Genomic DNA, 17,779 nt, shown 5'->3' with positions numbered 1-17,779 from the left:
CCCGATATTATTTTTGACGTGTATTATTTTTTCTTGGTGCTGTGTTTTTATTAGCTGATTTGTAGAATGGTTTCTTTCCATTACTATTTCCAGCAGCTGGTTTACCATTACGGTTATAAGGTTTCTTGTCTCCTGGACGACCATTACCTGGACGTTTGAAGTTTCCACCTTTACCTCGTAAATCAGAAGTTGGTGTGTTTTGTGGATTAACAATTTCAAAATCAATCGCACTTTGCTCAATATCAACTTTAGCAACTTTTACTTCGATTGGTTGACCAATTCTGAAAGTTCTCTTGGTTCTCTTACCTACTAATGCCATATGCATATCTAAATATTCATAATAGTCATCCTTCATATTACTAATATGAACAAGACCTTCAACAGTATTTGGTAATGAAACGAAGACACCAAACTTCATAACTGAGCTAACAACACCTTCAAAGGTTTCACCAACATGATCAGCCATGTATTCAGCTTTTTTCATTGCGTCAGTATCACGTTCGGCATCAATTGCGCGACGTTCCATTTGTGATGTATGTGTTGTAAGTTCAGGTAATTGTTCAGCATATTTTTCTTTTTGAGTGTCCCCAATACCATTTTCTTCGTAGAAACGAATTAAACGATGAACCATCAAATCAGGGTAACGTCTAATTGGTGACGTAAAATGCGTATAATCAGTAGCAGCTAAACCAAAGTGACCTAATGATTCATCAGTATATTTAGCTTGTTGCATACTTCTAAGTAACATAACAGAAACCATTGATTCTTCAGGTTTACCAGCTACTTCTTTTAAAACACCTTGTAACATTTTAGGTGTTACATTCTTACTATCACCTTTAACAACGATACCAAAACTGGTTAAAGTTTCGAAGAAACGCATTACTTTTTCATTCTTAGGTGTTTCATGCACACGGTAAACAAAAGGTACTTTTAATTTATCGTAATGAGCTGCAACAGTTTCATTTGCAGCTAACATAAATGATTCAACTAAACGTTCACTTGTTCCACGAGTTCTAATTTGAATATCAATTGGGTGACCCGCTTCATCAACGATAATCTTAGATTCATTATCATCAAAACTAATTGCACCACGTTTTTTACGCATTTTTTCAAGAATTTTGTGTAATTCGCCCATTGTTTCAAACATTGGGACCAATTCTTCATATTTAGCTTTCGTCTTTGCATCATCTGATTCAAGAATCTTGTTAATGGCTTTGTAAGTCATACGTTCTGTCGTTTTAATCACACTTTGGAAGATTTTGTGGTTAACAACATAACCTTCTGGTGTAATTTCCATTTCACAACTCATAGCAAGGCGTTCAACTTTTGGATTCAATGAACAAATACCATTTGATAATTTGTGAGGCAACATTGGAATAACACGGTCAGTTAAATAAACACTCGTTCCACGTTCGTATGCTTCACGATCAAGTGGTGTGCCTGGTTGGACATAATGCGAAACATCAGCAATATGCACACCTAAATGGTAGTTCCCGTTATCAAGTTTCCAGGCAGTAACAGCATCATCTAAATCCTTAGAATCAATACTATCAATTGTTACCAATGTTTGGTCCGTTAAATCAACACGGCCAATTTTTTCTTCTGGTAGCACAACTTCTGGAGTTGCTTCAGCTTGAGCCATAACATCTTCAGGAAATTCACTAGGAATATCATGTTGATAAACAACTTGTAAAATATCCATACCTGGATCGTCTTTGTTACCCACAACTTCTTTAACCAATGTTTCAATAACTAATGGTTTTTCACTTGTTGGGTAAGCAGTAATATCAGCTGTAATAACTTCTCCGGCAACTGGATGTAAACCAACCCCTGTTACCAATAAGTTATAACGTTGTAATTTCTTGTTTTTAACAACTAAATGGCCAATTATTCCTGAATTTTCAAGGTCAGATGGTTCAACTTCAAATTCACCAACAATTGATGTTACATTATGTTCAACAATTTTATTAACTTTACCTTCAGGACCACGGTCATCCCCAGGTTTAGCAGCACTTGTAATCTCAATCTCAACACTATCACCATTTAAGGCAGACATTGTTTGTGTTGGATTAACGAAAACATCAGGTTGTTCTGGATCAATCGTAACGAATCCAAATCCACGATCATTTGCATGAAAAATACCCACTAATTGTGGTGTTTGAAGTGCAATTTGAAATTTGCCTTCTGATGTAATTTTCACTTCACGTTTACGTTCCATTTCAGCAAGTGTTTTAACAAGTTCTTTGAACGCATCCTGGCCTTCTAATTTAAGGGCAGCTGTTAATTCTTCAACACTGAAAGATTCATTTTCTTTAATTTTTAGTTCTTTTAATATAAGTTCTTGCATCTTTTTATCCATGTATACCTCGTTTTCATATTCGTATTTGCGTTACATTTATTTATTATTAATTTTATTTTATTTCTAAATAAAAGCCTCCTGCTGCAACAATTGTTTGCACAGGAGGCTTTCTTTATTATTATTTTGAGGCCAAATAGACAAGTCCTAGAGCTAGACAGAAAAATAAAACGCCCAAGACAAAGGTTACTTTTTGCATAAATGCTTCGAATCCACGTGGTTTTTGTTTGCTAAATAAATCGTCAGCACCACCACCGCCACCAGATAAAGCACCTGAAGCGTTATTTGTTTTTGCAGGTTGCATCATAACAGCGATAATCATTAAGACTGAAACGATGATAATTAAAATTGTTAGTATGTTAGTCAAATCATTTACCTCCTTAACCCAATTACGTAATCTATATCTATACTAATTTAGCACAGTTTGCATTAATTTTCCACCGTTATTATTTTATTAAAGTGATTCAAATCCGGATAATGTATCCATTTCTGTCTTAAGTTTAGGTCGATTTTGGTGCTCAGTCAAAAGAACTAATGTATCTCCTGCTTTTAAAACCGTCACACCATGTGGAATTAATTGCTTTTCACCACGTCTAACCGTGATTAATAAGCTATTTTCAGGCCAAACTACTTCTGAAACTTTTTTATTTTCTAAATTTGATCCAGCAAAAATAGGCGTCTCAAGTCGGTCCTTTTTACCGCCCAAATCAATTTCATTTTGACCAATTAATTTTTTAAGTAAAGAATCGTAGATAGGTGCGCCGCCTAAAATATCAATAACTAAAAATGAAACTAATGAAATAATGGCTAGTGGCATTAAGTGATGTAAACTACCCACCATTTCCGTAACTAATAAAATAGCTGTAAAAGGTGCTTTACCAATTCCAGCAAAGTACCCGGCCATTCCAAAAATAATAAAATCAGTTATATATTTAGCTGGTAACAACCCTAACATTATCATAACAGTTGCATACCCAGCGCCAATAATAGCGCCTAATGTTAGAATAGGCAGAAAAATACCACCTGGTAATCCAGAACCATAGGATATCATTGAAAAGATAAATCTTAAAAGAAAGAGTCCCAATAAAACGGTCAATGATTTACTTTGAACTAGACTTAAAATAATCTCATTACCGCCACCTAAAGTTTGTGGTAAGTATAATCCAATCGGAATAACTAAAATAAAAGGGACAATTGAGCGATAAAAAATCGGAATTTTATGTAGAATATTATATAAATCAGTCGATTTAAGTAATACGTTTTGATACAGATAGCCTAGGAGGCCCAAAATAAGCCCTAAAGCAATCAAATGCCAGTATTGTAACAATGATAAGGTCTGAATATCCATCATTTGTAGCGCCGGTTTTAGACCGAAAAAATGCAATGAAATATAATTGGCTGAAATTGAACTAGCTAATGCTGTTGTCCAAATCAACGGTGAAAAATTATGATACACTTCCTCTAATATAAAAAGCGTACTCGCAATTGGTGCATTAAAAGCTGCGGATAGACCTGCAGCGCCACCACCTGCAATCAGAATGCGGCGTTCCGATTCAGTATGTTTAGTCATCTCTGCGAATCCTTGTCCGACTGCTGCACCTAGTTGAATAGATGGGCCTTCACGGCCGAGGAATAGCCCTGATCCAATGCCTAAAACACCACCGATAAATTTTCGCCATAAAACTGACCACCAACGCATTTCAAGATTACCAGCAAGCTGGCCCTCTACTTGCGGAATACCGGATCCCATAATATTTGGCTCTTGCTTCATTAGTGTTCCAATACCTAGTACCATAGCTAGACTCAAAAGAATCATTGGAAACAGTAACCACATATTCTGATTAATTGCCTGGTAAAAATAGATAAAGACTTTAAGCACATAAATAATAGCTAACCTAAATAGACTTACAACGATACCTGTAACGAGCCCAATTAATAGCCCTCTTAAAATAAATATGAGATTAGTTAAATTCAATCGCTCTTTGATACCTTGTTTTGTCATAAAACCATACACACCTCTTCATTCTATTAGTATATGCTAAAATCCAATTATTTGCTGAACTCATTAGTAACAAAAAAAGAATTATTCAACTATTGAATAACTCTTCTTAAAAACTAGCATAATCTAATGATCACTTAAGGATGATAAATCATACTCATAGCTATAAGTCCCCAGCCTAAATTTTTTTTAAATAAACCGGTTGTCGAAATTTCCATATAAAATCGACCAACGTCAGCACTTAACTTTATTTTATTTTTTAAATTACTTACAGCCAATAAGCGCAACGACTCCGCTAAATCAGCGACTGCCTTCTCGAAGTACTGCCCACGCTCAACTTTATTTTTAAAATCAACTAATAAGAGACGTTCCTCATTTGTCGTTTCTTCGTTTAAAATAAGATCATAAACTTTTGATGTTAGATCATCTTGTATTGTAATACGCTCTGATTTTTTCATACACGCTCACATTCCTAACTATAATTTCCAACATCTAAATTATACAACAATAAGTTTTACCTTTCAATATAGTGCGTCCTATTATAATACAAAAAAGGTCCCACCTAAAATCAAATTAGGTAGGACCTTCTTTCAATCAGAAACGCTTAATTCATAAAGAATTATTTGTTAACGATTGTATCGCGAGCATCTGAACTCAAGTTGTAGAATGAGTGGATACCTTTGTATTCTGATGTTTCTTCTAAGTTATCTTCAATTCTCATTAATTGGTTGTACTTAGCGATACGATCAACACGGCTCAATGAACCAGTCTTGATTTGGCCAGCATTAGTTGCAACAACTAAGTCAGCGATAGTTGTATCTTCAGTTTCACCTGAACGATGAGAAACGATAGCTGTATAACCAGCTTCTTTAGCCATTTCGATAGCTTCCATTGTTTCTGTAAGTGTACCGATTTGGTTAACTTTGATAAGGATTGAGTTTGAAACGCCCATTTCGATACCTTTTTTAAGGTAGTCAGTGTTTGTAACAAATAAATCATCCCCAACTAATTGAACTTTGTTGCCCAATTTAGCTGTCATCATCTTCCAGCCTTCCCAATCGTTTTCATCCAAGCCATCTTCAATTGAGATAACTGGGTATTTGTCAACGATTGCTTCAAGGAATTCAACCATTTCTTCAGAAGTATAATCTTGGCCATTTTCGCCTTCATATTGTAATCTATATTTGCCAGTTTCAGCATTGTAGAATTCTGATGAAGCAGCATCAAATGCGATAGCAATATCTTTACCAGGTTTGTAACCGGCACGTTCGATTGCTTCGATTAAGATTTCAAATGGTTCTTCATTGTTCTTAAGATCAGGAGCGAAACCACCTTCATCACCAACAGCAGTAGAGTAGCCTTTTTCAGCTAAAATCTTTTGTAAGTTATGGAATGTTTCTGAACCCATACGTACAGCTTCTTTGATAGAAGGTGCGCCAACAGGCATGATCATGAATTCTTGGAAATCAACACTGTTGTTAGCATGTGATCCACCATTGATAACGTTCATCATAGGAGTTGGAAGGACATGTGCGTTAAATCCGCCTAAGTAACTGTATAAAGGAACTTCTAATTCATCAGCAGCAGCACGAGCAGCAGCAATTGAAACACCTAAAATAGCGTTAGCGCCCAATTTACCTTTGTTTGGTGTACCATCTAATGCGATCATAGCTTTATCAATACCAACTTGATCAGTAACATCATATCCAACAATTTCTTTAACGATAATGTTGTTTACGTTGTCAACAGCTTTAGTAACGCCTAAGCCCATGTAACGAGATTTGTCGCCATCACGTAATTCAACGGCTTCATGTTCACCAGTTGAAGCACCTGAAGGAACAATTCCGCGGCCCATTGCGCCGTCTTCTGTGTAAACTTCAACTTCAACAGTTGGGTTACCGCGTGAATCTAGAACTTCGCGTGCATAAATATCTGTAATCATTGACATAAATTTGTACTCTCCTTTAAAAACGTTTTTTGGCGGGGATACAATAACACCCTTACCATTATTTTAATAGTTTATTGATTCATTTTCAATCTTTTTAACAGCTAAAATACGAATTATGCTTTGAAGTTAACAAGGTCTAAGTATGAAGCAGTTTCCATACTTGCGCCACCAACTAAACCACCATCAATATCGTCTTTACCCATTAATTCTACGACGTTACCAGGTTTAACTGAACCACCGTATTGGATACGAACTTTATCAGCAACTGTTTGGTCATACAAATCAGCAACTGTTTTACGAATTACTGCACAGATTTCTTGTGCTTGGTCAGAAGTAGCTGTTTCACCAGTACCGATAGCCCAGATTGGTTCGTATGCAATAACTGCAAGATTAACTTGTTCAACAGATAAGCCTCTTAATGCAGCAGAAACTTGTCCAGCAACCCATGATTCTGCTTCGCCGGCTTGACGTTGTTCTAACGTTTCACCACAGCAGATAATAGGAACCATACCATTATTGAAAACAGCATGTGCTTTTTTGTTAATATCGTCATCATTTTCGCCGAAGTATTCGCGACGTTCTGAATGACCAATAACAACATAGTCAACACCCATTTCAGAAAGAACTTTTGGTGAAGTTTCACCAGTAAAAGCACCTTCATCTTCAAAGTATGCATTTTCAGCAGCAACTTTTAAGTCAGTACCTTTAGCAGCATCAAGTAATGTTTGTAAATCTACTGCAGGAGCAGCAATAACAGATTCAACATCGTCAAACTTTGGTAATTTACCTTTAAGACCTGCTACGAATTCAGCAGTTTCTTTAGGGCCTTTGTTCATTTTCCAGTTACCAGCAATAATTGGTTTACGCAAAATAATAACTTCCTTTCGTTAATAGACGGTTTCTTACGACAATTTAATTAAAAATTATTTTGTTGTAATAGCAGCAATACCTGGTAAAGTTTTACCTTCAAGGTATTCAAGTGAAGCGCCACCACCAGTAGAAATATGAGTTAATTGATCAGCAACACCTAATTGTTGAACAGCAGCAGTTGAATCACCACCACCAACGATTGTTGTAGCTTCTGATAAAGTACCCAAGAATTTACCGATTTCAAGTGTTCCGTTAGCATAGTTGCTCATTTCGAATACACCCATTGGTCCGTTCCATACAACTGTTTTAGCATCTTTTAAAACATCTTTAAATTCTGCAACAGATTTAGGTCCGATATCCAATGCCATGTAACCGTCAGGAATGTCACCATCAACAGTTTTGTGTTCAACATCGTTATCAAATTTTTCAGCAACGATTGAATCAACTGGTAATACTAATTTGTCGCCAGCTTCTTCAATGATTTGTTTAGCTAAATCAATTTTGTCTGTTTCAACTAATGATGAACCAATCTTCATACCTTTAGCAGCGTAGAAAGTATAAGTCATACCACCACCAACGATAACTTTGTCAGCTTTTTTAAGTAAATGAGAAATAACACCAATCTTATCTGAAACTTTTGCGCCACCTAAGATAGCAACAAATGGACGTTTTGGTTCGTCAACAGCTTCACCTAAGAATTTGATTTCTTTTTCCATTAAGAATCCAGCAGCAGCTTGTTCCATGTTGCTTGAGATTCCAACGTTAGAAGCATGTGCACGATGAGCTGTACCGAAAGCATCATTGACAAACAAGTCGCCAAGTGAAGCCCAGTATTTACCTAATTCAGGATCGTTTTTGCTTTCTTTTTTACCATCTAAATCTTCAAAACGTGTGTTTTCCATTACTAAAACATCGCCGTCTTTCATTGCTGCAATTGCGTCTTCTAATTGAGGACCACGTGTAGCAGGAACAAAAGTAACAGGTTTGTTTAATAAGTTAGATAAACGTTCTGCAACTGGACGTAATGATAATTCTTTTTTGTCTTCTTCAGTCTTAATACGACCAAGATGAGAAAGAAGAATGGCTTTACCACCATTTTCAGTTACATATTTGATAGTTGGTAATGCAGCAACGATACGGTTATCATTACCAATCACACCGTTTTTAATAGGAACATTAAAATCGACACGAATTAAAACTTTTTTGTCATTTACATCTAAATCTGAAACGATTAATTTAGCCATTATAATAGCCTCCTGTGTAATTTTGATTAAATAAAAAGGCAGAGGGAGTATTGCGTCCCTCCGCCTAAGCATAGTTATATGCGGTTTTAAAAAAGTTTAACTAGATTATGCTTCTAAGCTAGCAAATTTTTCTAATGTACGAATCATTTGTGCTGTAAAGCCAGATTCGTTATCGTACCAAGCAACAGTTTTAACCAATTGGTTAGCGCCAGTACCAGTTACTTCAGTTTGTGTTGGGTCAAAGATTGAACCAAAACTTGTACCAATGATATCTGATGAAACGATTTCGTCAGCATTGTAACCAAATGATTCGTTGTTTTCAGTTCTTGCTTTAATAGCAGCATTTACTTCATCAACTGTAAGATCTTTTGATTTCAAGATTGTAACCAATTCTGTCAATGAACCAGTAATAACTGGGACACGTTGTGCATGGCCATTCAATTTACCAACAAGATCAGGGATTACCATACCGATAGCTTTAGCAGCACCAGTAGAATGAGGAATTGTGTTACCTGCAGCAGCGCGTGCAGCACGTAAGTTTCCACCACGGTCAGGACCATCTTGTAATTTTTGTGTAGCTGTGTAAGCATGAACTGTTGTCATTGTACCAACTTCGATACCGAAAGCATCGTTAACAGCGCCAGCAAGTGGTGCTAAACAGTTAGTAGTACATGAACCAGCAGAAGCAATCTTAGTATCTGAAGTTAAAATGTCATCATTTACACCGTAAACGATTGTAGGCATTTTACCAGCAGGAGCTGAGATTAATACACGTTTTGCGCCAGCTTTAATATGAGCTGAAGCTTTTTCTTCTGATGCGTAAAAACCAGTTGATTCTAATACGATATCAACATTATTGTTTTTAACCCAAGGAATATTTGATGCATCTGCTTCTGCATATACAGGAATTTCCTTACCATTAACAACAATACCATTATCTGTTGCGCTAACTTCTGCGTCGAAGTTACCATGGGCTGTATCATATTTTAATAAATGAGCCAACATTGATGGAGAAGTTAAATCGTTGATTGCTACAACTTCGATGTTATCTGAAACTTCAGCAATACGACGGAAAGCTAAACGACCAATACGGCCAAAACCGTTAATACCAACTTTTACTGACATACTTAAATTTCCTCCTTTAGGAAATGAAGATTTATTTATTTTAAAAAGCGTGTTTGCACACTACTTTTTTAAAATCGAGTTTGCGGCACCCTCATCCGTGATTAACCACGTCTGTTTAGGTGCAAGTTTCATGTATGCCACAATTGCTTCGGCCTTAGAATGGCCACCTGCAACTGCGAAAATACATTTTATGTGCGTGAGATCCTCTATTTGTAAACCGATACGAGGAATCCTATAAACGACCTTGCCTTGAGCATCAAAGAAATATCCGAATGCCTCACCTACAGCTTTGTCCTCTTTCAACATGTCTATTATACCACTAGACATGTCACGACGCTTAGCCATATGCATTGCTTCTCCAATACTGTGAATTACAGCATTGCTTTCCTTGATTAAGTTCAAAACTTCTTGAATGCTCGGTTCTTCAAGAAGAGGCTCGTACGTTTTCTCACTTAGTTGTTCAGGTACATACAAGGCTCTATGTTTGCCGCCTGTGTGTAATGCCATCTTACCACTAATCGAGTTGGCTTGTATATCTACTGATTCACCAACACCACCTCTGGCTGGTAAAAAAGTTAAATCGCGCTTAATTGAAAGACGTGTTGTCAACTGATCAGCTACTTGAGCCATCGTTGTGCCACCCATTACCGCAATTAAATTTTTACCTTCTGGCAATAAGAGTGCTAACTTAGCAGCTAGACTCTTACCCATTGACTCTAAAACTTTAGGTTGTTCATCGGAATCGCCTGATACAATCAAACAATGTTCAATGCCTAAAATTCGACTCAACTCTTGTTCATCCTGTCGAACACCAACTAAATTATCCATCACTTTTTCAAGGCCATGTAGTACTGATATACCTCTATCCGTTAGCGTCATTCCTGACTTACCAACGACGATAAGTTCTTGCTTACGCAGAAAATCTGTTTCGGTTCTCATAACGCGTTCGCTTAGATTTAAAGTTGCTGCCAACATTCTGCGACCAACAGGCATCATCCATTCAATCTGTCTTAAAACAAAATATCTTTGTTTTAAAACTTTAATCATGTCTGGTGCAATTGCTTCGATCCACTCTAATTCATGATGCATACTGCACCTGCTCTCTTATGGGGCATTATTTGTCCCACAGTGTCGCATTATGACCCATTAATTCTAAAAAAACAAAGCACGATAACATTCTGCATTAATCAAAGTGTCTTCATACCTTTATTACAAGACAAATTATATCAGGTTGTTTCATACTTTGCAAGCACTTCAAACGACTATCTGCCATGTCAGCAATTGACGTTTGATATATGAGATAAGGTCATAATTGTTCCTAATCCTTGTAGCGTTTTCTTGCTGATGACGATGGAATGTTCAGGTTTTCACGATATTTTGCAACTGTTCGTCTCGAAATATCGATGTTTTGTTTCATTAATTGTAAAACTATTTTTTGATCAGAGAAAGGTTTCGTTTTATCTTCAGATTCAATCAAAGTCTGCATAGTTGTCATAATCGTTTTTGAAGATAGCTCTTCAGCATTCTTTTTGTTCTTATTTGCGATTTGTCCAAAGAATGATTTTATTTCATAAACACCAGATTCTGTTTCAATGTACTTATCATTAACGGTTCGACTAATTGTTGATTCGTGAACACCTAAAGCGGCTGCAACTTCCCGTAAAAGTAATGGCTTAATTGGTTTGGTTTTATCAGTGAAGAAGTCAGCCTGATATTTCAAAATATATTGTCCTACTTTTAAAATGGTATCGCCTCGTTGTTTCAAGCCATGAACTAGCCATTCATATTCCCGTTTCTTTTCAGTTAAATATTTGATTACTTCAGGATCTTGGTCTTTTGACATATCATCAAAATATTTTTGTTGAAAAACAACTTCAGGCTGTGCACCGCGAACTTTGAATAATGTTAATTCATTATTACTTTTTTTCAAAACTAAATCTGGATAGATTTTACCAATTCTAGTTGTCCCAAATCCTGCACCTGGATTAGGTGATAATGTGCGAACAAAATCTGATATTTCTTGAATTTCTGAAAGATTAACACGATATTTTTTTGCTATGTCCGACCATTTACGATCGACAAAGTTATCAAAATCATCTTTTATGACTGTATATGCCAATTCAGGCGCTAAATCGTCAGAATCAATCTGTAACATTAAACTTTCTTGTAAATTACGTGCACCAACACCGGGCGGATCTAAGCGTTGAATCAAGGTTAACGCATCTAATAACATAATGGGTGGTATTCCTGATTCTTCTGCTAAATCATCCAAATTAGCATTAAAATAGCCCGTCTGTTCAATATAATCTACTAAGTAAAGAACAACCTTTCTAAGCGGTGTTTGACGCATCGTTAGATAAATTTGTTCCAATAAATAATCCAATAAAGATTGTGATTCATCATCACTGACTGAATTCATATAATCAGTATCACCATTTGTTGTTAGATTAACTTTATAACGAGACTCCCCTGCTTGGATTCTCTGATTGTCGTCAACAGCTTCAATCAAAGGGTTTTCCATCATTTTTTCAGTGACAAATTCTTGTAAATCTTCTATATTATATTGCAACATTTTAATTGATTGTTGGAGCTCTGGTGTCATTGCCAGTTTTTGAATTTGCGTTTGTTGTTGCTTAAATTTCTGTTCAATAGCCATTATTTCTCAACCTCCGCTTTCGTTACTTGTTTTTTTTACGTAATTCAGCTAAACTATTAACTATACTGCGCCGTTGGTGTAATGGATAGCACGTAAGATTCCGGTTCTTGAGCTGAGGGTTCGACTCCCTCATGGCGCATCGTTAAAATTAAAATATTTTCTTTTGAAAAACCTTATATGTTGATATAAGGTTTTTTGTTTTCGCTTACATTAATTATATATCATGTTTCTTAAGATAGCCATGGCGTTCTTACCACACTACAAAATATAATAAGCAACATAGTAGAAAAAAATTAGTTCAATCAATAATAAATTAAAATCGTTAATATAGTTGGATTGTAATCGTTACCATTACGTTTCATAAAAAATAAATCCTACCTCAATTAAGAGATAGGATTTTCTGTTTAGCTCTTTTTACCGTAATCACCCATTTTAATACGAAGTCATTTTTGGGAATTTAATCATAAAGAAGATAGAAATAATTGACCCAATGTAACAAGCCCAAACTAACGGGTCTGTATAAACCAAATTTGATAGAGTTACATTTAAAATCACATTAAAAATTGATAGTATTATAATACCACGATATTTACATAATTTATTCTGTAATAAAATCATAATTATCTCAATGTTCCCTACTAATAACATGAATACATCTTCACTATAGAATTTACCTGAAAGAGCATGAACAATCATTATAATTGCAAGAATCATTAATATTATATTTAAACTGATTGCTATTATTTTTGAATTGATTACTTTTCTAATCATTTAGTTTCTCCTGATTTATAGTATTTACATATAAAGAACAGTGAAATCAAAATAGCTACCAGGAAGGATTCTAATGTAGGAAGATAACAATCATTATTAATCTCAATGATCAACATAATTGCGTTTAATACAATATTAAACATTGAAAGGATTACTATTATTATTTTATCGAAATAATTAAATTGGACAATCAGCATAAAAAATTGTAAAAGAACGATTATACTTGATACTGAAAGGAATAGATCTATATGTTGACTTCCCATTCCGCCTAATGAAAATGCAGTATCAAGAAATAAACTAAAAGTTTCTATAATAAATATAATATTAAAAAATGAATGTAATACTTTGGAATTTTTTAAAAGTTTCAACATTTTTAGCTCCTTAATATGATGTTATTTTATGAATATAAATAGGGTTAAATGAACCCGCAGCATAATATGGCTATTCCTTTATTTTATATACCTCAACATATTTACCTTTTCCCGAATGTTGATGAAAAATTTGATTTTCCTACTCTAAAAGAAATTTCTAAAACTTAAATAAATTACTATAATAACATCTAGAAATACCCAATACATTAATAATAAGTATTTAAATTTAGGTACTAAGTACTTATTATGCCTTTTAATCATTACATCTAATAAATACGTAATAGTATATATAATACCCATTCCAAATAATAATAAAACACCTAAAACAAGTAACCCATCACCATTATTTAAGCCAATACCATTTCTATGGATATATCCATCTATGATAAATATAAAGGGTATTATTTGTATCCCGATAGTCGCTAATATTTCTATATATATTTTTCCCATACTATCCCCTTTTAATATTTTGTGAATATACTGTGGGATAAAACTACCCTTAAATGCTATTACTTTAATCTATTTTTTCATTAACAACATTTTTATGCTATCATAATTTCAACATTACTTCAAAGTGATTTAACCATAACGTTAATCTAATTTAATATTTAAGCAAAAACCCAACCTCTTAAATTAAGGGCTCTGTAATATATTTATCAACAACAGTTGTAATAGAACCTTTAATAAATATCGCAATAAAAAAAGAGTTTTTCCTCGTATTTTTACGAGGAAAAACTCTTTTTAGTTAAACTATTAAATTTTAATTATTTTGCATAATTTCTTTTAAACCAGCCAACTAATCCCATAGCTAGCAACAGAACAAGGCCCATCATTGATAGTCCTGATTCTTTCATTTCACTAGTCTGAGGTAAACTGGTTTGACCTTTTGCTGCATTTTTTAAGACAGGTGTTTTCCCATCCGGTGTTACCTGTGAAGTTGTTGGCGTCGTGGGGGACGTTGTTGTTGGTCTTGTTGTCGGTGTGGTTGGTTTCGTTTTCTCTGGCATTTTACCAACGAATTCGATTCCAACCTCACTAGTATAACTAGCCGCTTCTGCAGTATTACCGAATGCACCTAAACTAAAAGATAACCCCAAAAGACTAATTATTAAAACACTCATTAGTTTTTTTCTCATAACCATACCTCGTCTATTTTGACTACTTATCTTCTTTTTTATCAGTTTGTAATTCTTCTAGAATTTGTCGTTTTGCTTCTGCGACAGCTTCTTCTTTATCTTTTTTGTTACGACGACGAACTAAGAACCAGATGAGCAACAATAGAAGTAATAGCAAGAAGATTCCTGCAAGGATATACCACATTGTGTAATCTTTTTCTAAGTCAACCGCTTTTTCGTTCAATTTATCTGCCGTTGCGCCATCAATTGTGAAATATTCTGTCCATTTCCACTTATGTACCCCAGAAGTCGCCGTCATTTCTAAACGGTACTTACCAGGCTTAAAGGGTTGGTTATCCCAGAAAATGCCATAATTAAAGTTTGTATTTGGAGCCATTGTCATATTCGAAGTGGTTGAAGCATGTAGTGCTTTATCACCATTTCTTGAATAGACTTTTCCATCAACTTTCAGGTTACGGATTGGTGTTGTTGTTGGATCTTGTAAGTTTACCTTCAATGTATTACGGAAATTAACTGATCCGGGCTCAATCTTAAGTAATTTCATATCAGGCTTAACAACATCGTCAGTTTCAGTTAACGTTGTCCCAATAACAAAGGCATAACGGTTTTTAATTTGAACGTTACTCTTTGATTTTTTTTCACTATCTTTGTTAATTTTTTCATAGAAGTACAAGCCACCGTCAATTTCGCCATTGAATTTCTTAGCGGGCATTGTGATATGGAATGTATGCTCAATGCTTTTCTTAGCCGGTACTGTCACTTCTTTATCTGACTTAATGATTGAAGATAGAGGGTTTACCATTGTTTTATCAAGTTTTGGTTTCACGTGACTGTATTCAACCACTCCGTTATCATTTGTAATCGCTGTATTTGCTTCAGCCATTACAGTAACATCTTTGTTAGTCGAATTTTTTAATGTGACAGTAATGTCTTGCTTTTGGTTCGGTTTCATTTTTAAATTAAAATACGTTTGGCGCTTATCAATTTGGTTGTTTGGAATATTTGCAGTAACAGCAAAGTTCATTTCAGCAGCATTCGCTTTTTGAACTTGTCCACTAAATATAACTAATCCTGCCACAAACGCCATAATGATTCCAAAAAATTTTTTATTCAATGTAAAAATCCTCTTTCTTCTCAAATTAACTTTATGGAGCCGCCGTCAATGTCCAGTTTAATGTCGACGTATATGTTTCACCAGCTACTTTTTCAGCCGGGCCAGGCACATCCAATCTCGCTGATTTATTACCTGTTGTTGCATCACCCATTGCTATTGTCCAGGTCCCTGTGGGATTAGTATTGGCAGTTGGATCTACTACTTGATATGATGCACCGTCACCTTTTAATAATATACTATCGGTAAATAAACCGGCATCAGGATCTCCGTTATCTGTTTTCGATGCTACATTTTTTATTGTAAGCACAGTACCCTTAAGTTCATTAGCACCACTTTTAAATGATGTGTTACTAACCGTCAACGACCAGTTTCCTGTCGTATTATTTGTAACCTGAACGTAATTAGGTACATCCCTATAATCTGCATCCGTGAGCTTATCTATAACCCACTCACCTGTAGCTTCATCACGATGTCCTGTTAAATCAGCTACTTTATCAAAAGCAGCATAATAAGATTTTTTATTTCCTGAAATTTTCTGAGTACCAAAATGTAAATCAGAAATATAATCTATCCTCAGGTCACCAGTAGTTGGCGTAACTGGATTAATTGGTTGTACTGGTTTTGTCGGATCTAATGGATCAACTGGACCAGACTTTGCAAGTAATGTTAAGTTAGCCGCTGTGGTTGCAGTTTTTCCATCAGGCGCTACTGCTGCATCAGCCACTGAATTTCCCATTATTGAAATTGCAAGGAGGGGGACAATGGCTACTACTAGTCGTAAGTTTTTTTTCAAGCTCATTGTTTTAACCTATCCCTTTCTGCATCCTATAATGGTGCGTCGTTTAACGTCCATGTAATTACTGATGTATATTTTTCTTTTAATTTAGTTGATGCACCAGGTACGTCTAAGGTTGCCTTAGTAACAGGTAACGTGTTAGTACCCATACCCATGTCTTTAGCTGCATCTACTACTGCAACACTTTGACTAGATCCGTCTAAAACCATATCCGCTGTTGGTTGGGTAGCATTATAACTTGCCCCATTATTATTAGAAACAGTTCCAGGCGTCAATGTTAACTTAGCCCCAGCTAATTCTTTTGAGCCGGTAAACTGTGTGTTGGCAACTGTTAATTTCCAACCTTCATTTGAACCACGGTTGTCATCAACAACGATAGAATCTGTAATAGTAGCTGCATCATATTTTGCATCTGATCCACTAATTTTTTGATCTCCAAAATCAACACTTGGTGCCTTTGTCAATTTAATTTCTCCAGCTCCAGTAGCAGGATCAGCTACAAAGTTGACATCACCTGATGAAGGTAATGTTACATCAGCAGCATGTACTGCTGGTGCTACTGTTGAAAACAAAGTAACGGTTAAAAGTGCTGCTGTTGCAATTGCTGTTTTCTTCATAATTTATTTCCCCTTTTGTTAACCCAATTTTTATAAGTTTGCGTCTGTTAATGTCCATGTTAAATCTGTTGTATATATTGTTCCAAGATTTTTAGCTGTTTTACCAGGTACTGTTAATGAAACGGCTTTAGCTTTAGCATCTTTACCAAATGAATCAGTCCATGTTCCCATTCCTTGACCGTCTGTAGCAGTAACAACCTTAACATCGCTACCAACTGTAGGAGCAACGACACTATTATTATCTTTATCACCAATTATTGATGGTGTTGTTGTCGCATCCATATTTGTTGAATTAAATGTTTGATCTTTCATACTCAATTGAGCACCAGTTAATTCTTTTGTACCGTCAGTAAATGCGCCTTCTTGCTTAACATTAACTGTCCAACCAGCATTTGATCCACGGTTATCTGTTACTTGTAAGTAGTTAGCTACTTCTTTTGCTGTTCCTTTAGAATCTGTTATTTCAACAGGAGCTGCGTAGTAAGTTGTATCACTACCAGAAACTTTATTTTTTGAACCAAAATCAAAGTTTGAAACATAATCTAATGATAATGGACCATTTGTTCCTGGGTTAATTGGAGGGTCTGTTGGGTCAACTGGATCTGTTGGATCTGTTGGATCAACTGGACCTGTTGGATCTGTATTATCTGTAAAACCAACGCTACCTTTTGTTGGAAGTGATCCTACTGTTGCTGCATTTACAGCTGGTGCTGCAATTAAACCTAATGTTGTTAATACGATTGCGCTTGTTACGATTTTAGTTGTTTTCATTTTAA

The 17,779-nt window shown here is 35.3% G+C and carries 17 protein-coding genes and 1 tRNA gene; 1 reads left to right on the top strand and 17 read right to left on the bottom strand.

Annotated features, from left to right (window positions below):
• Nucleotides 1-7 precede the first annotated feature (7 nt).
• The 10 genes from rnr to rpoN form a co-directional block, all read right to left on the bottom strand.
• The gene (gene rnr / locus AC1RPR_RS04950) at nt 8-2,359 is read right to left on the bottom strand and encodes a ribonuclease R (RefSeq protein WP_481761442.1); all 2,352 of its coding nucleotides are present in this window, start codon (nt 2,357-2,359) and stop codon (nt 8-10) included.
• A gap of 118 nt (nt 2,360-2,477) precedes the next feature.
• Complete coding sequence (gene secG / locus AC1RPR_RS04945; RefSeq protein ID WP_409022224.1) at nt 2,478-2,723, bottom strand: preprotein translocase subunit SecG; 246 nt, start codon at nt 2,721-2,723, stop codon at nt 2,478-2,480.
• Between the two features lie 87 nt (nt 2,724-2,810).
• On the bottom strand, nt 2,811-4,358 hold the full coding sequence (locus AC1RPR_RS04940) for a ClC family H(+)/Cl(-) exchange transporter (protein WP_481761443.1): 1,548 nt from the start codon (nt 4,356-4,358) through the stop codon (nt 2,811-2,813).
• A 134-nt stretch (nt 4,359-4,492) separates the two neighbouring features.
• Nucleotides 4,493-4,813, bottom strand: coding sequence for a bacteriocin immunity family protein (locus AC1RPR_RS04935; RefSeq protein WP_481761444.1), 321 nt, complete (start codon nt 4,811-4,813; stop codon nt 4,493-4,495).
• Between the two features lie 161 nt (nt 4,814-4,974).
• Entirely contained in the window at nt 4,975-6,303 is a 1,329-nt protein-coding gene (gene eno, locus AC1RPR_RS04930; protein WP_481761445.1) for a phosphopyruvate hydratase, read from the bottom strand.
• A 113-nt stretch (nt 6,304-6,416) separates the two neighbouring features.
• Nucleotides 6,417-7,172 carry a triose-phosphate isomerase gene (gene tpiA, locus AC1RPR_RS04925; protein WP_481761446.1) on the bottom strand — a complete coding sequence of 252 codons (756 nt, stop codon included), beginning with the start codon at nt 7,170-7,172 and terminating at the stop codon, nt 6,417-6,419.
• Nucleotides 7,173-7,226: 54 nt separating this feature from the next.
• On the bottom strand, nt 7,227-8,417 hold the full coding sequence (locus AC1RPR_RS04920) for a phosphoglycerate kinase (protein WP_409022217.1): 1,191 nt from the start codon (nt 8,415-8,417) through the stop codon (nt 7,227-7,229).
• A 105-nt stretch (nt 8,418-8,522) separates the two neighbouring features.
• A complete protein-coding gene (gene gap, locus AC1RPR_RS04915; RefSeq protein ID WP_409022216.1) occupies nt 8,523-9,542 on the bottom strand; it encodes a type I glyceraldehyde-3-phosphate dehydrogenase in 1,020 nt (339 codons plus the stop codon).
• A 60-nt stretch (nt 9,543-9,602) separates the two neighbouring features.
• Nucleotides 9,603-10,631: a sugar-binding transcriptional regulator gene (locus AC1RPR_RS04910; RefSeq protein ID WP_481761447.1), complete on the bottom strand. Its 1,029-nt coding sequence runs from the start codon at nt 10,629-10,631 to the stop codon at nt 9,603-9,605.
• Between the two features lie 229 nt (nt 10,632-10,860).
• Nucleotides 10,861-12,198, bottom strand: coding sequence for an RNA polymerase factor sigma-54 (gene rpoN, locus AC1RPR_RS04905; protein ID WP_481761448.1), 1,338 nt, complete (start codon nt 12,196-12,198; stop codon nt 10,861-10,863).
• Between the two features lie 67 nt (nt 12,199-12,265).
• Here rpoN and AC1RPR_RS04900 point away from each other — a divergent pair.
• Nucleotides 12,266-12,337: transfer RNA gene (locus AC1RPR_RS04900), tRNA-Arg, on the top strand.
• Between the two features lie 293 nt (nt 12,338-12,630).
• Here AC1RPR_RS04900 and AC1RPR_RS04895 read toward each other — a convergent pair.
• The 7 genes from AC1RPR_RS04895 to AC1RPR_RS04865 all read right to left on the bottom strand — a co-directional run bounded on the left by AC1RPR_RS04895 (nt 12,631) and on the right by AC1RPR_RS04865 (nt 17,774).
• On the bottom strand, nt 12,631-12,912 hold the full coding sequence (locus AC1RPR_RS04895; RefSeq protein ID WP_481762187.1) for a hypothetical protein: 282 nt from the start codon (nt 12,910-12,912) through the stop codon (nt 12,631-12,633).
• A gap of 572 nt (nt 12,913-13,484) precedes the next feature.
• Nucleotides 13,485-13,790: a hypothetical protein gene (locus AC1RPR_RS04890; RefSeq protein WP_481761450.1), complete on the bottom strand. Its 306-nt coding sequence runs from the start codon at nt 13,788-13,790 to the stop codon at nt 13,485-13,487.
• Nucleotides 13,791-14,104: 314 nt separating this feature from the next.
• Complete coding sequence (locus AC1RPR_RS04885; RefSeq protein ID WP_481761451.1) at nt 14,105-14,476, bottom strand: LPXTG cell wall anchor domain-containing protein; 372 nt, start codon at nt 14,474-14,476, stop codon at nt 14,105-14,107.
• Between the two features lie 22 nt (nt 14,477-14,498).
• A complete protein-coding gene (locus AC1RPR_RS04880) occupies nt 14,499-15,590 on the bottom strand; it encodes a WxLIP family cell surface protein (protein WP_481761452.1) in 1,092 nt (363 codons plus the stop codon).
• Between the two features lie 31 nt (nt 15,591-15,621).
• Entirely contained in the window at nt 15,622-16,389 is a 768-nt protein-coding gene (locus AC1RPR_RS04875) for a WxL domain-containing protein (RefSeq protein WP_481761453.1), read from the bottom strand.
• A gap of 26 nt (nt 16,390-16,415) precedes the next feature.
• Nucleotides 16,416-17,003: a WxL domain-containing protein gene (locus AC1RPR_RS04870; RefSeq protein WP_481761455.1), complete on the bottom strand. Its 588-nt coding sequence runs from the start codon at nt 17,001-17,003 to the stop codon at nt 16,416-16,418.
• Between the two features lie 30 nt (nt 17,004-17,033).
• Complete coding sequence (locus tag AC1RPR_RS04865; protein WP_481761456.1) at nt 17,034-17,774, bottom strand: WxL domain-containing protein; 741 nt, start codon at nt 17,772-17,774, stop codon at nt 17,034-17,036.
• Between the last annotated feature and the right edge of the window lie 5 nt (nt 17,775-17,779).

The organism is Dellaglioa sp. CoH-57-MRSF-22 (assembly GCF_056781895.1).
The sequence above is the reverse complement of the archived record's forward strand: the minus strand, read 5'-3'. Positions and strand labels throughout refer to the sequence as shown.

What these genes read in the sequence shown, in the direction of transcription:
- AC1RPR_RS04935 (WP_481761444.1), bottom strand. Translation starts at nt 4,813, where the DNA reads ATGAAAAAATCAGAGCGTATTACAATACAAGATGATCTAACATCAAAA.
- AC1RPR_RS04875 (WP_481761453.1), bottom strand. Translation starts at nt 16,389, where the DNA reads ATGAGCTTGAAAAAAAACTTACGACTAGTAGTAGCCATTGTCCCCCTC.
- AC1RPR_RS04910 (WP_481761447.1), bottom strand. Translation starts at nt 10,631, where the DNA reads ATGCATCATGAATTAGAGTGGATCGAAGCAATTGCACCAGACATGATT.
- AC1RPR_RS04870 (WP_481761455.1), bottom strand. Translation starts at nt 17,003, where the DNA reads ATGAAGAAAACAGCAATTGCAACAGCAGCACTTTTAACCGTTACTTTG.
- AC1RPR_RS04885 (WP_481761451.1), bottom strand. Translation starts at nt 14,476, where the DNA reads ATGAGAAAAAAACTAATGAGTGTTTTAATAATTAGTCTTTTGGGGTTA.
- gap (WP_409022216.1), bottom strand. Translation starts at nt 9,542, where the DNA reads ATGTCAGTAAAAGTTGGTATTAACGGTTTTGGCCGTATTGGTCGTTTA.
- AC1RPR_RS04895 (WP_481762187.1), bottom strand. Translation starts at nt 12,912, where the DNA reads ATGATTCTTGCAATTATAATGATTGTTCATGCTCTTTCAGGTAAATTC.
- rpoN (WP_481761448.1), bottom strand. Translation starts at nt 12,198, where the DNA reads ATGGCTATTGAACAGAAATTTAAGCAACAACAAACGCAAATTCAAAAA.
- AC1RPR_RS04940 (WP_481761443.1), bottom strand. Translation starts at nt 4,358, where the DNA reads ATGACAAAACAAGGTATCAAAGAGCGATTGAATTTAACTAATCTCATA.
- eno (WP_481761445.1), bottom strand. Translation starts at nt 6,303, where the DNA reads ATGTCAATGATTACAGATATTTATGCACGCGAAGTTCTAGATTCACGC.
- AC1RPR_RS04865 (WP_481761456.1), bottom strand. Translation starts at nt 17,774, where the DNA reads ATGAAAACAACTAAAATCGTAACAAGCGCAATCGTATTAACAACATTA.
- AC1RPR_RS04890 (WP_481761450.1), bottom strand. Translation starts at nt 13,790, where the DNA reads ATGGGAAAAATATATATAGAAATATTAGCGACTATCGGGATACAAATA.
- AC1RPR_RS04920 (WP_409022217.1), bottom strand. Translation starts at nt 8,417, where the DNA reads ATGGCTAAATTAATCGTTTCAGATTTAGATGTAAATGACAAAAAAGTT.
- rnr (WP_481761442.1), bottom strand. Translation starts at nt 2,359, where the DNA reads ATGGATAAAAAGATGCAAGAACTTATATTAAAAGAACTAAAAATTAAA.